Below are 315 nucleotides of genomic sequence, written 5' to 3' on the forward strand. Positions count from 1 at the left end.
ATCCCCCCCTGTGCCTAAAGTGTCAGGCAATCCCATGCGGTTTAGCCATGTATGGATCACGCCATCGCCCGGATGCAACGCCACACCGCCTCTTTGAGTGATAAAGCCAGGCAAGGTTGCATGCAAACTCACATCGCTAGGCTTTGGGTAAGCGGCGGTATGGCAAAAACTCTGCAACACAAAAGGTGCATCAAATTTCAAACTCGCTAATTCTTTAACCTCATCTCTAGTCATCGCCCCTGTGGTGTCTTGACTGCCCACGGTGGTAACCTTTGGCTCACAATAAGTGCCAGGCAAGATCCCTTTTACCCCACA

Annotated in this window: 1 protein-coding gene; it reads right to left on the reverse strand. The window is 51.1% G+C overall.

Annotated elements, in window-relative coordinates:
* On the reverse strand, nt 1–261 hold a 261-nt coding region (locus tag F8C76_RS20090), incomplete at its 3' end, for an aconitase family protein (RefSeq protein WP_211372228.1).
* Nucleotides 262–315 lie beyond the last annotated feature (54 nt).

Origin of the sequence: Flagellimonas olearia (assembly GCF_009184425.1) — a bacterium.
GTDB lineage: Bacteria > Bacteroidota > Bacteroidia > Flavobacteriales > Flavobacteriaceae > Flagellimonas > Flagellimonas olearia.